This window comes from Mesorhizobium captivum (genome assembly GCF_033977165.1).
GTDB lineage: Bacteria > Pseudomonadota > Alphaproteobacteria > Rhizobiales > Rhizobiaceae > Mesorhizobium > Mesorhizobium captivum.
Window position 1 is genome coordinate 67,273 of record NZ_JAVIJB010000016.1, and the last position, 15,626, is coordinate 82,898.

16 protein-coding genes are annotated in these 15,626 nt (G+C 62.2%); 10 read left to right on the forward strand and 6 right to left on the reverse strand.

Annotated features, from left to right (window positions below; all coding sequences use genetic code 11):
* Positions 1-7: 7 nt before the first annotated feature.
* Positions 8-1,171: an alpha/beta hydrolase gene (locus tag RFM40_RS15705; RefSeq protein ID WP_320277785.1), complete on the reverse strand. Its 1,164-nt coding sequence runs from the start codon at positions 1,169-1,171 to the stop codon at positions 8-10.
* A 106-nt stretch (positions 1,172-1,277) separates the two neighbouring features.
* Positions 1,278-2,354 carry an alpha/beta hydrolase gene (locus RFM40_RS15710; protein ID WP_126102684.1) on the reverse strand — a complete coding sequence of 359 codons (1,077 nt, stop codon included), beginning with the start codon at positions 2,352-2,354 and terminating at the stop codon, positions 1,278-1,280.
* A gap of 235 nt (positions 2,355-2,589) precedes the next feature.
* On the opposite strand from RFM40_RS15710, the gene ilvA reads away from it, so the two are divergent.
* Positions 2,590-3,846: a threonine ammonia-lyase IlvA gene (ilvA, locus tag RFM40_RS15715; protein ID WP_320227287.1), complete on the forward strand. Its 1,257-nt coding sequence runs from the start codon at positions 2,590-2,592 to the stop codon at positions 3,844-3,846.
* Positions 3,843-4,415, forward strand: coding sequence for a DUF1697 domain-containing protein (locus RFM40_RS15720; RefSeq protein WP_320277786.1), 573 nt, complete (start codon positions 3,843-3,845; stop codon positions 4,413-4,415). The genes ilvA and RFM40_RS15720 overlap by 4 nt, the downstream gene beginning before the upstream one ends.
* A gap of 107 nt (positions 4,416-4,522) precedes the next feature.
* Here the strand turns inward: RFM40_RS15720 and RFM40_RS15725 are convergent, their stop codons facing one another.
* Complete coding sequence (locus RFM40_RS15725; RefSeq protein ID WP_126099917.1) at positions 4,523-4,810, reverse strand: DUF2218 domain-containing protein; 288 nt, start codon at positions 4,808-4,810, stop codon at positions 4,523-4,525.
* 119 nt (positions 4,811-4,929) lie between these two features.
* Complete coding sequence (gene gloA / locus RFM40_RS15730; RefSeq protein ID WP_320277787.1) at positions 4,930-5,370, reverse strand: lactoylglutathione lyase; 441 nt, start codon at positions 5,368-5,370, stop codon at positions 4,930-4,932.
* Between the two features lie 280 nt (positions 5,371-5,650).
* Between gloA and RFM40_RS15735 the strand changes: the two genes are divergently transcribed.
* The 3 genes from RFM40_RS15735 (at position 5,651) to RFM40_RS15745 (ending at position 7,646) form a co-directional block, all read left to right on the forward strand.
* A complete protein-coding gene (locus RFM40_RS15735) occupies positions 5,651-6,223 on the forward strand; it encodes a cold shock domain-containing protein (RefSeq protein WP_189521183.1) in 573 nt (190 codons plus the stop codon).
* Positions 6,224-6,357: 134 nt separating this feature from the next.
* Complete coding sequence (locus RFM40_RS15740) at positions 6,358-6,864, forward strand: DUF192 domain-containing protein (protein ID WP_320227284.1); 507 nt, start codon at positions 6,358-6,360, stop codon at positions 6,862-6,864.
* Positions 6,865-6,878: 14 nt separating this feature from the next.
* On the forward strand, positions 6,879-7,646 hold the full coding sequence (locus RFM40_RS15745; RefSeq protein WP_320275170.1) for an alpha/beta fold hydrolase: 768 nt from the start codon (positions 6,879-6,881) through the stop codon (positions 7,644-7,646).
* Positions 7,647-7,651: 5 nt separating this feature from the next.
* Here the strand turns inward: RFM40_RS15745 and RFM40_RS15750 are convergent, their stop codons facing one another.
* Positions 7,652-8,254, reverse strand: coding sequence for an HD domain-containing protein (locus RFM40_RS15750; protein WP_320277788.1), 603 nt, complete (start codon positions 8,252-8,254; stop codon positions 7,652-7,654).
* A 121-nt stretch (positions 8,255-8,375) separates the two neighbouring features.
* On the opposite strand from RFM40_RS15750, the gene cysE reads away from it, so the two are divergent.
* Together cysE and RFM40_RS15760 are read left to right on the forward strand one after the other, a co-directional pair.
* Entirely contained in the window at positions 8,376-9,224 is an 849-nt protein-coding gene (gene cysE, locus RFM40_RS15755) for a serine O-acetyltransferase (protein WP_292298977.1), read from the forward strand.
* 145 nt (positions 9,225-9,369) lie between these two features.
* Positions 9,370-9,573, forward strand: coding sequence for a DUF3126 family protein (locus tag RFM40_RS15760; RefSeq protein WP_292338504.1), 204 nt, complete (start codon positions 9,370-9,372; stop codon positions 9,571-9,573).
* Between the two features lie 110 nt (positions 9,574-9,683).
* Here RFM40_RS15760 and RFM40_RS15765 read toward each other — a convergent pair whose 3' ends face one another.
* Positions 9,684-10,271: a hypothetical protein gene (locus RFM40_RS15765; RefSeq protein ID WP_320277789.1), complete on the reverse strand. Its 588-nt coding sequence runs from the start codon at positions 10,269-10,271 to the stop codon at positions 9,684-9,686.
* A gap of 331 nt (positions 10,272-10,602) precedes the next feature.
* Between RFM40_RS15765 and clpP the strand changes: the two genes are divergently transcribed.
* The 3 genes from clpP to lon all read left to right on the forward strand — a co-directional run bounded on the left by clpP (position 10,603) and on the right by lon (position 15,490).
* Positions 10,603-11,232 (forward strand): ATP-dependent Clp endopeptidase proteolytic subunit ClpP, encoded by a 630-nt coding sequence (gene clpP, locus RFM40_RS15770; protein WP_126099925.1) that lies wholly within the window; start codon positions 10,603-10,605, stop codon positions 11,230-11,232.
* 296 nt (positions 11,233-11,528) lie between these two features.
* Positions 11,529-12,803 carry an ATP-dependent Clp protease ATP-binding subunit ClpX gene (clpX, locus tag RFM40_RS15775; protein WP_059185169.1) on the forward strand — a complete coding sequence of 425 codons (1,275 nt, stop codon included), beginning with the start codon at positions 11,529-11,531 and terminating at the stop codon, positions 12,801-12,803.
* A 275-nt stretch (positions 12,804-13,078) separates the two neighbouring features.
* Positions 13,079-15,490 (forward strand): endopeptidase La, encoded by a 2,412-nt coding sequence (lon, locus tag RFM40_RS15780; protein ID WP_320218968.1) that lies wholly within the window; start codon positions 13,079-13,081, stop codon positions 15,488-15,490.
* The last annotated feature ends 136 nt before the right edge of the window (positions 15,491-15,626 follow it).

The following is a 15,626-nucleotide window of genomic DNA, read 5'->3' on the forward strand; positions in this document are numbered from 1 at the left end:
CCTGTCGTTAGCCGCCGGTGGCGATGGTCAGCACCTTGAACGGCGTGGTGATGACAACCTCGGCGACGGAGCCGACCGCTTTGCCGAGACCCTGGCCGATATTGTTGAGCTGTGCGGGGTCGGGCTCGTCGGAGGCAAGGCCGGCAGGCGTGCGCAGCCGGTTGCCGAGCAATTGCACGAGGATCGGATTGTCGGCGAACTTGGCGTGGTTCAGGCGGTCGCCGCCCTTGGTCTGGCTGAGGTCGACCACGGACACGCCGTAGCTGGCGAGGTCGGCCGCATTGCCATAGTCGCCGACGCGCGGCTTGTCGCCGGAGATCAGGCTGGACAGTTTAAGCGCGCGATCGTCGGCGGAAAGCAGGATGGCGAACGGCTTGTCGGGCTTGCCGTAGCGGATCATCTGCTTCTTGAACACGTCGACGTCGATGTCGGGCGAGGCGAGGATGACGTAGCCGAGCTTGCCGTTGAGATCGCGGTCACCGGTGATGGCGAGCTGCCGCAGCGCTTCCATCGTCAGCCAGGTGCCCATCGAGTGGGCGATAATGTCGATGCTTTTGGCGCGCGACTTGGCAAGCATCCTCAGCGTCGCCTCGAGATCGTCGCGCGCGGCGGTGGAGCTGTCCTTGTCATAGATGTAGCCGGTCGTCTTGCCGCTCGAGGCCCAGGAGAACAGTACCGGCGTGCCGGGGTAGTTCGTGTCATGCGCGATCTGCGTCAGCCGGTAGACGCCGTCATCGAAGCCGTTGTTGAAACCATGCACGAACACCAGGGCGCGGTTGCCGCGCATGGAGATGTCGGCGCCGACCGCCTTGGCGAATTGCGAGGCGTCTCCATAGTGGACGACGTCGGTCGCGGTGAACTGCTTGGCCGGATTGCTGTCGGCCGATCCCTTTGCGCGCTCGATCGCGCCGAGCTGATGGATTTTTGGAACCGTGACATCGACACGGGCGTAGCTGGTGGTCAGCGAACGGTCGCCGTCGAAGACCTGCCGCGGGTCCTTGGTCGCCTGCTGGCGGGTCGTGGCGACGAAGATTTCATGGGTGGCGGCAATATCGGATGCCGGTACCGCTACCCTCTTCCTGGTCAGAAGATCATGCGTATTACCGCCGGCGCAGCCCGTCAGGGCGAGCGCAAAGGCAAGGCCAAGAACGATCTTCGAACGCACGATCACCCGGGGTCCCCCAAGGGCGGCAAACCTCTCCGGCTATTTCGATAAAGCCATAGGGCGGCCCGGTCCAGTTCAAAGTCGATGCAGGGCGGCAACCACGTCAACACGGTTACTGGGTGGCGAGCTGACTGATGCGGTCGGTGACGTCGCGGTCGCTGGCAAAACCGTCGTCCTCGCGCAGCCGCTGGCCGATCATCTTCACCAGCACCGGGTTGTCGGCGAATTTGGTGTGGTTGAAGCTGTCGCTGCCCTTCTCCTTGGAGAGGTCGACCACTGTGACGCCATAGGAAGCGAGATCGGCCGCGTCCCTGTAGTCGCCAACACGCGGCCGCGAACCGGCAATCAGGCCGGAGAGCCTCAGCGCCCGGTCGTCGTCCGACAGAAGCAGGATGAAGGGCTTGTCGGGCTTGCCGTAGCGGCGCATCTGGCTCTTGAAGACGTCGACATCGATGTCCGGCGAGGCCAGAACGACGTCGCCGAGCTTGCCGCTGAGATCGCGGTCGCCGGTGATGGCGAGCTGACGCAGCGTTTCCATCGTCACCCAGGTTCCCATCGAATGCGCGACGATGTCGATACGCCGCGCACCGGTTTGCGCGAGCATTCTCAGCGTCACCTCCAGCTGGTCGCGGGCGGCGGCAGCGCTTTCCTTGTCATAGACATAGTCCGTGGTCTTGGCTCCCGAAGCCCAGGAAAACAGCACCGGCGTGCCGGGATAACCGGAATCGTGGACGATCTGGGTCAGCCTGTAGACGGCATCGTCGAAGCCGGTGTTGTAACCGTGGACGAAGACCATGACGCGGCCGCCGCGGGCGTCGATGTCGGCGTTGAGCGCGCTGGCGAATTTGGGCTGCGTGTCGTAGCCGACAACCTCGGAGGCCATGAAATATTTGGTCGGGTCGTTGGACTTGCCGCGCGAGCGCCGCTCGATCTGGCCGGTCTGGTGGACCGGCGGCACGGTGACGTTGACACGGGCATAGTTGAGCGTCGCCGAGCGCTCGCCGTCAAAAACCTTGTTCGGGTCGTCGGAGCGCTTGCGTGTGGTGGTGATGAAGATCGAATGGTTGCCGGCGATCTCGGTCGCGGTCGTCGGCACGACGACGCTGCCGAGGATTTCCTGCGTCTGGCGCCCCGCGCAGCCTGCCGTCAACAGTGCCAGGGCAATGATCAAAAGCGTCTTCACATGCACGTCGAACAAATCCACTCCGGCCGCAATTGGTCATCCACCTCCGCGAAACCTCCCGGACAGGCGAAGTGCGGCGGAAGTAAGTCGTGTCCAGCGGAAACTTGCTCAGCGGTTGACGACGGCCTTGGCACTGTTGCGCGAAAGCCAGGATATGCCGTGCCGCCGCATCGGTGGCCGCAGGCGTCGATTTGTGCGATAGGCAGCGTTTCGCGCCATGCAATCCGAGGGCGGTTGGCTTATGAACAGTTTTTCTTCCCGCGTCATCGCCGCTGCCGAGGCGATCCGTGGGATATTTCCGGAAACGCCGCTGCAGGAGAACGATTATCTGTCGAAGAAGACCGGCGCCCGCATTCTTCTAAAGCGCGAGGATCTGACGCCGGTTCGCTCATACAAGATCAGGGGCGCCTTCAATTTCTTTCGCAAGGCGCTCGCCGCCGGCAACAATGCCGAGCTGTTCGTCTGCGCCTCGGCCGGCAATCATGCGCAGGGCTTCGCCTTCGTCTGCCGCCACTTTGGCAAGAAGGGCGTCGTGTTCATGCCGGTGACGACGCCGCAGCAGAAGATCGACAAGACGCGGCTGTTCGGCGGCGATTTCGTCGAGATCAGGCTGGTCGGCGACTTCTTCGACGATTGCTACCGCGCCGCCTTTGAATTCACCGAGGCCGCCGGCGCGCATATGGTGCCGCCCTTCGACCACAAGGACATCATCGAGGGCCAGGCGACGGTCGCCTATGAGATCGCGGCCCAGATGCCAGGCGGGCGCGTGCCCGACATCGTCATGCTGCCGGTGGGCGGCGGCGGCCTGGCTGCCGGAGTGACGCACTATTTCGCCGACCAGCACCGCGACACGCGCTTCGTGTTCTGCGAGCCGGCGGGCGCGCCGAGCCTCAGCGAGAGTCTTTCCGGCGGCAAGCGGGTCAGGCTCGCCAAGGTCGACAATTTCGTCGACGGCGCCGCGGTGGCCGAGATCGGCCGTGAGCCGCTGCGCCATCTCAAGGAATTCACCGCCGATACGGTACGTCTCGTCCCGGAAAACCGGCTCTGCGCGACGATGATCGAGATGCTCAATGTCGAGGGCGTGGTGCTGGAGCCGGCCGGCGCGCTGGCCATCGACGCGCTCAAGGATTTTTCGCGCAAGGAGATCAGGGGCAAGACCATTGTCGCCGTCGTCTCCGGCGGCAATTTCGATTTCGAGCGCCTGCCGGACGTGAAGGAGCGCGCGCTGCGCTTCGAGGGTCTCAAGAAGTATTTTGTCATCCGCTTCCCGCAGCGGCCGGGCGCGCTGCGCGATTTCCTCGAAATGCTCGGCCCGGACGATGACATCGCGCGCTTCGAATACCTCAAGAAGTCGGCGCGCAATTTCGGCTCGGTGCTGATCGGCATCGAGACCAAGGACCGGCGCAATTTCGATCTCCTGAAAGCCAATTTCGACGCCGAAGGCGTGCAATATCAGGACATCACCGACAACGAGACGCTGGCGGGGTTCATCATATGAGCGGGCCAAAAAGGAGCGAAAAAGGGACGGTCTTCGTCGCGCTGTTTTCCGGCATCAATGTCGGCGGCAACCGCATCGTCAAGATGGCGGAACTGAGGTCGTTCTTCGAGGAGTTGGGGTTCACCGACGTCGCGACCTATGTGCAAAGCGGCAATGTGGTGTTTCGGGCAGAGAAGGGCGATGCAGCCTGGCTGACGAAGCAGCTTGAAGCGGCCTTCGAGAAGAAGTGGGGCTTTAACTCCCGCATCATGGTGCGCGATGTCGGCTGGTTCGAGCGGCTGGTGAAGGACAATCCCTATCCGGAGGTTGCCGGCGAGCCGACCAAGCTGCATGCCTATGCGCTGGAGCGCGAGCCGACCGCGGAAGAGACCAAGCGGCTTGCGGAAAAGTGCACCGGCCCGGAGCGCTTCGAGATCAAGGAAGACGTGCTTTACCTGCATGCGCCGGACGGACTCGGCAAGTCGGTGTTCGCCAACCTCATCCCGCGCGCGCTCAAGGTACCGAGCACGGCGCGCAACTGGCGCAGCGTGCTTGCCTTGCTCGAAATGGCGGGCAAGGCCGGCGGCTGAATCTCAATATGCTTAAAGCGCGTCGCGTTGAAACGGATTCAGGCGACGCGCTTTGTTTGATGCATGTCGTTGCCCCAGAACCGCTGCACACTTCTGGGCGACATGCATTAGGCGGCCTTCTGCCAGTCGAAGGTCAGTTCCTCGCGGAAGGCGAAGCGCTTGATGTGGTCGGCGACGACGGTTTCCAGCCGCTCGAGCGCGGCAGCGTCATCAGCGGCGACCGCGATGTGGAGGGCCTTGTCGTCGGCATCCATGACGGTGCGGCCGAGCGAGAGCTGAATGGCGCCGTGATGCGGATCGAACTCGACCGGGAACTTGTGCGCCCAGTGCTTGCAGAGCTGCTGCAGATAGCGGCTGGCGTGTTCCGTGGCGACGTCGGCGCGGCTGGTCGGCATGAAATTCTCCTGGCGGATCAAGAAAAACGCCAGCCCCTCCAGGCTGGCGCCATAACCAGATAGATAGGCAGCCTCCTGCCAAACGCCATAAGATTGCCGGTCAAATTGCAGCGAGCGGCCTACCAGCTTCCCCTGTTCTGCATCGAGGCCCACGGCTCGGCCTTGGCCTTTGCCGGGCCTTTCTGCAAGAGCTCGATCGAGATGCCGTCCGGCGAGCGAATGAAGGCCATGTTGCCGTCGCGTGGCGGCCGGTTGATGGTCACGCCGTTGTCCATCAGCTTCTGACAGGTGGCGTAGATGTCGTCGACCTCATAGGCGAGGTGGCCGAAATTGCGGCCGCCCTTATACTCTTCCGGATCCCAATTGTAGGTCAGCTCGACCAGCGGCGCCTTCTCGGAGATGCCGGTCTGCTCGTCTTCTGACGCAGCGAGGAAGATCAGCGTGTAGCGCCCCTGCTCGTTCTCGTAGCGACGCACTTCCTTGAGGCCGAGCTTGTTGCAGTAGAAATCGAGCGATCGATCGATGTCGGCGATGCGGACCATGGTGTGGAGATAGCGCATATCGGTTTCCTCGATGCGTTGCGTTGCGGCGCACCATAGGAGCCGCTCCGCCAAAGGGCAATCGTCCGACAAAACGGACGGAGCGGCCGATTTCAGGCCGTGCTATTGCGTATCCGGCAGCGCCGGCAAACAACAATTGCGGCTTTCCGGTGTTCAACAGTGAAAAAAGGCACGTCAGGTCTTGCACACCCCGGAAGCCGCGGTGTTAATCTCTTGGCAAGAATCAGTTGTGGTTGCAGTTGGAAAAGGGGGCATTCTTATGGGGGAAAAAGCCTCTTTCATGAGGCGGGACGGAAGCCTTGACGACGCCTTGACGCGAGACAGTGGCGGCGAGACCGCCGAGCTTGTCGAAATCGCCGGCGCTATCAAATGGTTCGACGTGGCAAAGGGCTACGGCTTCATTCTTCCGGACGACGGCGTCTCGGGTGATATTCTCCTCCATGTAACTTGTCTTCGAAGGGACGGCTTCCAGACCGCGCTGGAAGGCGCGCGCGTCGTCTGCCTCGTCAAGCAGGGCGATCGCGGCCTGCAGGCTTTCCGCGTTCTTTCCATGGATGCTTCGACGGCGGTGCATCCGGCGGAGCAGGAGCAGCGCACGCATGTCACCGTGACGGCTGAGAGCGGGCTAGAGCGGGCGTTGGTGAAGTGGTTCAACCGCACCAAGGGCTTCGGCTTCCTGACCAGGGGCGAGGGCACCGAGGACATCTTCGTCCACATGGAGACGCTGCGCCGCTACGGCATCACCGAACTGAGGCCCGGTCAGGTCGTTCTGGTCCGCTTCGGGCGCGGCGACAAAGGCCTTATGGCCGCCGAAATTCACCCCGATATGGGCACCTTGCCGGTCTCGCACTAAGGACTCTCAACAGATCTTGGGACTTTCCAGACGCCGTCTGGAAAGTCTTATCTCCCCGCGAGGCCAATCTTGTCCGAAAACCGGTTCCACTCGCGTGGATCATGGTCTAGGACGAGATCTGGACGAGGTATCATATGGCTCATCGCAACTGGCTGACTGCAGGCGCGCTTTGCGTCGCCATCGTTTTGGCTTCCTATTTCGGCACCTCGAACCCGAGCTCGGCGGACGGCCAGGCCATGATGCTGCAGGTCGATCCGACGCCGCTGGTCGCGGTGACCGGCTCCGGCAAGCATTCTTTCTCCATCGAGATCGCCGACACGTCCGAAGAGCGCGAGGCCGGGCTGATGTTTCGCAAGGACATGGCCGACGATCACGGCATGCTCTTCGTGTTCGAGAGGCCTGGCGAGGTGAATTTCTGGATGAAGAACACCCCGATGCCGCTCGACCTGGTCTTCATCGGCCAGGACGGCAGGATCAAGGCCATCAGGCGCGGCGAACCGGAATCGGAGGCGATCATCTCGCCCGGACAGCCGGTGAGCTTCGTGCTCGAGCTGAAGGCGGGAACGGCCGCGAAGGACGGTCTCAAGGATGGCGACCTCTTGCGCCACCCTGCGATCGCCTCGGGCGCCGATTCCAACTGACTGCGGCAGCGCCGATGCAATATTTTTCCCACGACGGCTTCGAACTTGCCTATCTCGATCGCCAGCCGGCGTCCGGAGAGGGCGATCCGGTGCTGATGATCCACGGCTTCGCCTCCAGCCACTACGTCAATTGGGTCTCGCCCGGCTGGTTCAAGACGCTGAACGACGCCGGGTACCGCGCCATCGCCTTCGACAATCGCGGCCATGGCTCCTCGTCGAAAAGCTACGACGAGGCCGACTACACGCCAGCCAAGATGGCCTCGGACGCAGCCGCGCTGCTCGATCATCTCGGCATCGAACGCGCCCATGTCATGGGCTATTCGATGGGCGCGCGGGTATCCGCATTCATGGCGTTGTCCAACCCGGACAAGGTGGCGACGCTGGTGTTCGGCGGCCTCGGCATCGGCCTTGTCGACGGCGTCGGCGATTGGGACCCGATCGCCGATGCGCTTCTGGCCGAGGACCCCGGTACGATCAGCCATGCGCGCGGCCGTTCGTTTCGCGCTTTCGCCGACCAGACGCGTAGCGACCGCCGGGCGCTCGCCGTCTGCATCCTCGGTTCGCGCGCATCTATGAGCGAGGACGATGTCGCGCGCATTGCCCAGCCGGCCTTGATCGCCGTCGGGACTAGAGACGACATCGCCGGCTCGGCCGACGAACTGGCCGCACTGATGCCGAACGCAAAAGCCTTTCACATCGAGGGCCGTGACCACATGCTTGCCGTCGGCGACAAGCGCTTCAAGCAGCGCGTGCTGGAGTTCTACGCCGAAAATCCGCTTTGAGCGCTTTATCCAGCTTGGAGCGTGGCCAGTGACCTTTCCAGGTTCTGCCTCGCCTTGGCCTCGAAACGCTGCCGGAATTCGGCCGTATGGAAAATGTGCGGGCGAGCGAGGAAGCTCTTGAGCACCGCGGCGCGGCCGGCGCGCCACATCGGCTCCTCGACCCAGCCATGTTCTCGTCGGACGGCCTTTTCGTAGGCATCGAAGGCGTCCGGCTCGGCGCCAAGGATCGCAAGGTCCATGTCGAGGAGGAGAGCTGTGTCATTGGCGGCTTTCTCATCGCTGAGCGGCGGCAGTTGGTGCGTGGCGGTGGCATTGATCATCGCCGCGATGCGGGCGATGCGATCGGGACTGGCGCGCCCGGCGAGCTTTTTCTTCGCCAGATCAGCGCTTTTCGCCTCGTTGTCCTTGGCGCGGCTGTCATAGATCGCGTCGTGGAACCAGATCGCAGCCTTGACGGCCTCCGGGTCATGGAGCAAGCGCCGGTATTCTCCGGCCAGCGCCAGCATGGCCTCGATATGGGCGAGGCTGTGATAGTGCCGGTCCCCGGCCTGATAGAGCGCGGAAAGCTCGGTTTTGAGCGCATCGTCGATCAAGGGTTCGTTTTCCATCGGCGCTTGAATATCGGTGAACCAAGTCCATTTGACAAAGCACTAAGGAAAATTGAGTTCAACCGTGCTATGATCTGGCCTATATGTGCCGCCGGATGAATGAGCAGGCCGGAGACCGCCGATGAACAGCGTTACGATAGCCCGCCCCAGCATGGTGCAGCCGGTCGACCCGATTTGGCGTTCGATCCGCGATGAGGCGATGGAAGCGGTGAACCGCGATCCGCTGCTTGCCGCCTTCCTCTATTCCACCATCCTCAACCAGGAGAGCCTGGAGGAAGCGGTGATCCACCGGCTGGCCGAGCGCCTGGCGCATCAGGATATCGGCTCCGACCTCATCCGGCAGACCTTCAAGGCGATGCTTGCCGACGATCCGGAGTGGAGCTCGACGGTGCGCGTCGACATCCAGGCCTATTATGATCGCGACCCGGCCTGCGACCGCTTCATCATGCCGGTGCTCTATTTCAAGGGTTTCCATGCCATCCAGACGCACCGGCTGGCGCACTGGCTCTGGAACCAGGGCCGCAGGGACTTTGCGCTCTATCTGCAGAGCCGCTCGTCCTCCGTGTTCCAGACCGACATCAATCCGGCCGCCCGCATCGGCAAGGGCATCTTCCTCGACCACGCCACCGGCCTGGTCGTCGGTCAGACGGCCGTGATCGAGGACGATGTCTCGATCCTGCATGGCGTGACGCTTGGCGGCACCGGCAAGGCCAGCGGCGACCGTCATCCGAAGATCCGCCGCGGCGTGCTGATCGGGGCCGGCGCCAAGATCCTCGGCAATATCGAGATCGGCCACTGCTCGAAGATCGCGGCCGGTTCGGTCGTGCTGTCGCCCGTGCCGCACAACAAGACGGTCGCCGGCGTGCCGGCGCGTGTCGTCGGCGAGACCGGCTGCGACCAGCCTTCGCGGCAGATGGACCAGCTCCTGCCCTCGCAGACGATGGACCACGTCGTCAGCTTCGACATCTGAATTCGGCCGTCATCGGTGGCGGCCGGATTCCGGCTGCCGTTTCACGTGCCGGCTGTCCCGTGTTATCCTGTCCGCTTGCCTTTACATCGCCATCGTCGGCGTGTCAGAAGCGCGTCCCAACGAACAGCCCTATTCGGAGAAGACTTTGAAGCCCGACGAGATCAGAAAGCTGGACGCCTATTTCAAGCGCGTCTTCCAGAATCCCAAGCTGCAGGTGAAGGCGCGTCCACGCAAGGAGGACTCGGCCGAGGTCTATGTCGGCGACGAGTTCCTCGGCATCGTCTTCAAGGACGAGGACGACGGCGACTACAATTTCTCGATGGCGATCCTCGACATCGACCTCAGCTAAGCCGGAATATTTTCGTCCGGGCGCGACGAGCGACCCGGACGTCGCTTTAAGGTTCTTGATTTTAAGCATGTCTTCGTCCCGAAACCGGGCCCACTTTCGGGAGACATGCTTTAATCCACGCAGTGCCGCGGGATATGCACCCGCCGCCAGCTGGTCGAGCCTTCCCGCACCACCACGCGACGCGCTACCGTCCGGTATGAGGGCGGGATTTCCGCGATGCGCCGCCGCTCAGGCCGCACCAGCACCTCGCGGGCAACGCCTTCATATTCCGCCGGAAGGACGACGCGCCGGACGCGCTCCGGCTCGACGATCACGGTTTCGGCGACCCGCGCGTAGCGGGCCTTGCGCCACACCTTGCACCGCACCTTGCGGCCATGGATGACGCGCCATTCCCAGGCGTAGCCGCCATCGTCCACCTTGACCGTGTGATAGACGGTGCGGGTTACGGCAGGCACCACCTCGTAGGTGACGCGGGGCGGGGCGATCTGCTCCAGGCTTTCGCTCGTGCCGTAGATCGGTGGGTCGTAGTCGACGATCTGGCCGCCGGAGCTCACCATCACGTCCTCGTAGACGGTATTGTAAAGCGCCGGCCGGCGCACTGGCTCATAGCATTCGAGCGCGCGGCCACCGGCCGCGGCTTGCGACACGGTGGTAAGCATCGCGACTGCGGCGAGCGATGCGGAACTCTTGTAAAACATGACATTCCCCCCATTGAAAAAGGATGCCGGTTCAACGCAGGAGTGTATAGGAAGGTCCGCCGCCGGACAGAGATTTCGGGGCTTGTCGTTAAGCGGTGCAGTTAAGAAACCGCTACCTTGGCGTCACGCTCTCCGATCTCGGATATTTTTCAGGCGCAACCGCCGGCATTCGTTGGGCCGAGGCGCTTGATTCGACTTAACCAGATGGCTAGGAGGGGCGGCCTTGCGCTAGGGTGAGCCGACATCCTATTTAGGACCTAACGATCCAGAACCGATTCCGCCCAATTTCTCATATTTAATGGCGCCGGAATCCATCCAATAAGGGTAGTCCATGAAGAACCCCGTCGAAACCTACATGAACCTCGTTCCGATGGTGGTCGAACAGACCAATCGCGGCGAGCGCGCCTACGACATCTTCTCCCGCCTCTTGAAGGAACGCATCATCTTCATCACCGGCCCGGTCGAAGACGGCATGGCGACGCTGGTTTGTGCACAGCTTTTGTTCCTCGAGGCGGAGAACCCCAAGAAGGAAATCAACCTCTACATCAACTCGCCGGGCGGTGTCGTAACCTCGGGAATGGCGATCTACGACACCATGCAGTTCATCAAGCCGGCGGTGTCGACGCTCTGCATCGGCCAGGCGGCCTCGATGGGCTCGCTGCTGCTGTGCGCCGGCCACAAGGATATGCGCTTTGCCACGCCGAACGCCCGCATCATGGTCCATCAGCCGTCCGGCGGCTTCCAGGGTCAGGCGTCGGACATCGAACGTCATGCGCAGGACATCATCAAGCTGAAGCGCCGCTTGAACGAGGTCTATGTCAAGCACACCGGCAAGAGCTATGACGAGATCGAGCGGACGCTCGACCGCGACCACTTCATGACCGCCGACGAGGCCAAGGACTTTGGTCTGATCGACAAGGTCATCACGACGCGCGAGCTGGGCGAAACCGCCGCTGCGTAGGCCCTGATTGGCAGCTGAATGGCGGGATAACGCGCTTTTGGCGCAGCTTGCGGCATTTCGGCCACAATTGCCTGTTCCCTCAAAGGTCGGGATTGCCTACGTTAAGGCTATGTTGATTTTCGACGGCTTAGCTTTGCATGGGGTTGCTGCGAATCATTGTCGCGTTTTCTGATTTGGGTTTCGTACGGAATGCGCTGTGTGAGCCGGAACACTGGCGGTGGCGGATTCCCGCGATAGATTGGTGAGACGCCCATGCAGCCGGACCATCGGCAGGCAGGCGGTGAAAGGACAGAAAAATGAGCAAGGTCAGCAACAACGGCGGTGATTCAAAGAACACGCTCTATTGCTCGTTTTGCGGCAAAAGCCAGCACGAAGTGCGCAAGCTGATTGCCGGTCCGACGGTTTTCATCTGCGACGAATGCGTCGAGCTCTGCATGGACATCATCCGCGAGGAGAACAAGACCTCGATGGTGAAGTCGCGCGAGGGCGTGCCGACCCCGCAGGAGATCCTCAAGGTCCTCGACGACTATGTCATCGGTCAGCCCTACGCCAAGCGGGTGCTGTCGGTAGCCGTCCATAACCACTACAAGCGTCTTGCGCATGCAGGCAAGAACAACGACGTCGAGCTGGCGAAGTCGAACATCCTGCTGATCGGCCCGACCGGCTGCGGCAAGACGCTGCTGGCGCAGACGCTGGCCCGCATCATCGATGTGCCCTTCACCATGGCCGACGCCACGACGCTCACCGAAGCCGGCTATGTCGGCGAGGATGTCGAGAACATCATCCTGAAGCTGTTGCAGTCGGCCGACTACAATGTCGAGCGCGCCCAGCGCGGCATCGTCTATATCGACGAGATCGACAAGATCTCGCGCAAGTCCGACAACCCCTCGATCACCCGCGACGTGTCGGGCGAGGGCGTGCAGCAGGCGCTCTTGAAGATCATGGAAGGCACGGTCGCTTCCGTGCCGCCGCAGGGCGGCCGCAAGCATCCGCAGCAGGAGTTCCTGCAGGTCGACACCGCCAACATCCTGTTCATCTGCGGCGGCGCCTTTGCCGGCCTCGACAAGATCATCTCGGATCGCGGCCGCAAGACCTCGATCGGTTTCGGCGCCACGGTGGCCTCGCCCGAGGATCGCCGCACCGGCGACCTGTTCCGCCAGGTCGAGCCGGAGGATCTGTTGAAATTCGGCCTGATCCCCGAATTCGTCGGCCGTCTGCCTGTGCTGGCGACGCTCGAGGACCTCGACGAGCCGGCGCTGATCCAGATCCTGACCGAGCCGAAGAACGCGCTGGTCAAGCAGTATCAGCGGCTGTTCGAGATGGAGAATGTCGACCTGACCTTCCACGAGAACGCGCTTTCGGCGATCGCCAAGCGCGCCATCGAGCGCAAGACCGGCGCGCGCGGCCTGCGCTCGATCATGGAAGCGATCCTGCTCGACACCATGTTCGAGCTGCCTGCGCTGGAAGGCGTGCGCGAGGTGGTGATCTCGGAAGAGGTGGTCTCGGGCAATGCCAGGCCGCTCTATATCTATTCCGAGCAGAAGGAAAAGAAGGGCAACGTCAGCGCCTGACATGGCAGCTGACTCGACATTTTTTCATGGAACGGCGCCCGCGTGGCGCCGTTTTGCTGTGAAGGGGGTATCGGCAGGTGACGGAGTGGATGAGCGGACTATGTTAACCCTTGATCTTTGCTCCGCCCGCATCCACCTAACAGCGGAAGGCCGAAGCGCCGAATTCTGTGCTGTAAAACTCCCGTCACAAACGGTGGTAGGCGGAACGACGCTCGGTCGTTAATATGAGATTCGCGGTTGGCTCAATTAGCGTCCGCGACATGAAAGGTTGGACAATGGCCAAGATATCCAAGGCTTCCGGCGACGGCGTTTTCGCAGTCCTCCCACTGCGCGATATCGTCGTGTTCCCGCACATGATCGTCCCGCTCTTTGTCGGGCGCGAAAAGTCGATCAAGGCGCTGGAAGAAGTGATGGGTCAGGAAAAGCAGATCCTGCTTGCCACCCAGATGAATGCAGCCGACGACGATCCTGAGCCCGATGCCATTTTCGACATCGGCACGCTCGCCAATGTGCTGCAGCTCCTCAAGCTTCCCGATGGCACCGTGAAGGTCCTGGTCGAGGGCGCCTCGCGCGCCAAGATCGTCTCGTTCACCGACCGTGCCGACTTCCACGAAGCCCGCGCCACCGCGCTGGTCGAGCCGGAGGAGGAGGAGGTCGAGATCGAAGCGCTTGCCCGTTCGGTCGTCACCGACTTCGAAAACTACGTCAAGCTGAACAAGAAGATCTCGCCCGAAGTGGTTGGCGCGGCCAGCCAGATCGACGATTACTCGAAGCTCGCCGACACTGTTGCCTCGCATCTCGCCATCAAGATTCCCGAGAAGCAGGAAATGCTCGCCACGCTCTCCATCAAGGAGCGTCTCGAGAAGGCGATGGGCTTCATGGAAGCCGAGATCTCCGTGCTGCAGGTGGAGAAGCGCATCCGCAGCAGAGTCAAGCGCCAGATGGAGAAGACGCAGCGCGAGTACTACCTCAACGAGCAGATGAAGGCGATCCAGAAGGAGCTCGGCGAGGGCGAGGACGGCCGCGACGAGGCCGCCGAGATCGAGGCGCGCATCAAGAAGACCAAGCTCTCCAAGGAGGCCCGCGAGAAGGCGGAAGCCGAGTTGAAGAAGCTGCGGTCGATGTCGCCGATGTCGGCTGAGTCCACCGTCGTGCGCAACTATCTCGACTGGCTGCTGTCGATCCCGTGGGGCAAGAACTCCAAGGTCAAGCAGGACCTCGCTTTCGCGCAGGACGTGCTCGACGCCGACCATTTCGGCCTCGACAAGGTCAAGGAGCGCATCGTCGAGTATCTCGCCGTGCAGAGCCGCCAGAAGAAGCTGAAGGGGCCGATCCTGTGCCTCGTCGGCCCGCCCGGCGTCGGCAAGACCTCGCTCGGCAAGTCGATCGCCAAGGCGACCGGCCGCGAGTTCATCCGCATGGCGCTCGGCGGCGTGCGTGACGAGGCCGAGATCCGCGGCCACAGGCGGACCTATATCGGCTCGATGCCCGGCAAGGTCATCCAGTCGATGAAGAAGGCCAAGAAGTCCAATCCGCTCTTCCTGCTCGACGAGATCGACAAGATGGGCCAGGACTTCCGCGGCGACCCGTCGTCGGCCCTGCTCGAGGTGCTCGATCCGGAGCAGAACTCGACGTTCATGGACCATTACCTCGAGGTCGAATACGACCTGTCGAGCGTGATGTTCGTGACGACGGCGAACACGCTGAACATCCCTGCGCCCCTGATGGACCGCATGGAGATCATTCGTATCGCCGGCTACACCGAGGACGAGAAGATCGAGATCGCCAAGCGGCACCTGATGCCCAAGGTGATCCGCGACCACGCCCTGCAGCCGAACGAATTCTCAGTCGGCGAGGACGCGATCCGCGGCATCATCCAGACCTACACAAGGGAAGCCGGCGTGCGCAGCCTGGAGCGCGAGCTGATGAAGCTCGGGCGCAAGGCGGTGACCGAGATCCTGAAGACGAAGAAGAAAACGGTGAAGATCACGGCAGACAACCTTGCCGACTATCTCGGCGTTCCGCGCTTCCGCTTCGGTCAGGTCGAGGCTGACGATCAGGTCGGTGTGGTCACCGGTCTCGCCTGGACGGAAGTGGGCGGCGAGCTGCTGACGGTCGAAGGCGTCATGATGCCCGGCAAGGGCCGCATGACGGTGACCGGCAATCTGCGCGACGTGATGAAGGAATCGATCTCGGCGGCGGCTTCTTACGTCCGCTCGCGCGCCATCGATTTCGGAATCGAGCCGCCGCTGTTCGACAAGCGCGACATCCATGTGCACTTGCCGGAAGGCGCCACGCCGAAGGATGGTCCGTCTGCAGGTGCTGCCATGGCCACGGCCATCGTCTCGGTCCTGACGGGCATTCCGATCCGGGCTGATGTGGCGATGACAGGTGAGATAACGCTGCGCGGCCGCATCTTGCCGATCGGCGGTCTGAAGGAGAAGCTGCTTGCCGCATTGCGCGGCGGCATCAAGAAGGTGCTGATCCCGGAAGAAAACGTCAAGGATCTGGCGGAGATTCCGGACAATGTGAAGAACGGCATGGAGATCGTTCCGGTGTCGCGGGTCGGCGAGGTGCTTGCGCACGCGCTGGTCAGGATGCCGGAGCCGATCGAGTGGGTGGAGCCGGTGGTTCCGCCAACCGGGGTGGATGCCGGCGACGATGCCGGGAAATCGCTCGCTCATTAGAATGTTCTAACATTGCAGCGCACAAAGAGAGAGCCGGGCTTCCAGCCCGGCTTTTTCATGTGAAAAATCTCCGAAAAAGTGCAAAAAAGCCCGGAATTCTGCGGTTTTCGGCTTGGGTTCCTCAACGCTTCTTTCT

Coding starts and splice junctions, on each gene's coding strand:
- RFM40_RS15740 (WP_320227284.1), top strand. CDS start 6,358: ATGGCTCATCGCAACTGGCTGACTGCAGGCGCGCTTTGCGTCGCCATC.
- gloA (WP_320277787.1), bottom strand. CDS start 5,370: ATGCGCTATCTCCACACCATGGTCCGCATCGCCGACATCGATCGATCG.
- clpX (WP_059185169.1), top strand. CDS start 11,529: ATGAGCAAGGTCAGCAACAACGGCGGTGATTCAAAGAACACGCTCTAT.
- RFM40_RS15720 (WP_320277786.1), top strand. CDS start 3,843: ATGAGCGGGCCAAAAAGGAGCGAAAAAGGGACGGTCTTCGTCGCGCTG.
- RFM40_RS15745 (WP_320275170.1), top strand. CDS start 6,879: ATGCAATATTTTTCCCACGACGGCTTCGAACTTGCCTATCTCGATCGC.
- RFM40_RS15750 (WP_320277788.1), bottom strand. CDS start 8,254: ATGGAAAACGAACCCTTGATCGACGATGCGCTCAAAACCGAGCTTTCC.
- RFM40_RS15735 (WP_189521183.1), top strand. CDS start 5,651: ATGAGGCGGGACGGAAGCCTTGACGACGCCTTGACGCGAGACAGTGGC.
- RFM40_RS15725 (WP_126099917.1), bottom strand. CDS start 4,810: ATGCCGACCAGCCGCGCCGACGTCGCCACGGAACACGCCAGCCGCTAT.
- lon (WP_320218968.1), top strand. CDS start 13,079: ATGGCCAAGATATCCAAGGCTTCCGGCGACGGCGTTTTCGCAGTCCTC.
- clpP (WP_126099925.1), top strand. CDS start 10,603: ATGAAGAACCCCGTCGAAACCTACATGAACCTCGTTCCGATGGTGGTC.
- cysE (WP_292298977.1), top strand. CDS start 8,376: ATGAACAGCGTTACGATAGCCCGCCCCAGCATGGTGCAGCCGGTCGAC.
- RFM40_RS15765 (WP_320277789.1), bottom strand. CDS start 10,271: ATGTTTTACAAGAGTTCCGCATCGCTCGCCGCAGTCGCGATGCTTACC.
- ilvA (WP_320227287.1), top strand. CDS start 2,590: ATGAACAGTTTTTCTTCCCGCGTCATCGCCGCTGCCGAGGCGATCCGT.